Source organism: Pseudoalteromonas sp. GW168-MNA-CIBAN-0100 (assembly GCF_040309225.1).
GTDB classification, from domain to species: Bacteria; Pseudomonadota; Gammaproteobacteria; order Enterobacterales; family Alteromonadaceae; genus Pseudoalteromonas; species Pseudoalteromonas arctica.
Genome location: NZ_JBEOOL010000678.1, coordinates 1 through 264 on the forward strand (window position 1 = coordinate 1; position 264 = coordinate 264).

Consider the following 264-nt stretch of genomic DNA (forward strand, 5'->3'; position numbering starts at 1 on the left):
GTGCTTACACCGGATCAATTTATTCCTATACTTAGACAAATTAATTTAACTTGGTCTTTTACCAAAATAATGATTAACACTGTACTTAATGAGTTAGAAAGTGCAGAGCAGTTACCAAGTGGATTAAAGGTGTCATTAAATATTTTTCCTTGTGATGTAGAGCAAGGAAATGTGTTGTCATTACCGAAAATAGCCGGGTTAATGCAATCTAAATTTGTAATTTGTTTAGAAATTACCGAAGACGAGTATTTAGATTCAACTATT

Annotated in this window: 1 protein-coding gene; it reads left to right on the forward strand. The window is 31.4% G+C overall.

Annotated elements, in window-relative coordinates; genetic code table 11:
- On the forward strand, nt 1-264 hold a 264-nt coding region (locus tag AAEY62_RS22975), incomplete at both ends, for an EAL domain-containing protein (RefSeq protein WP_502935559.1).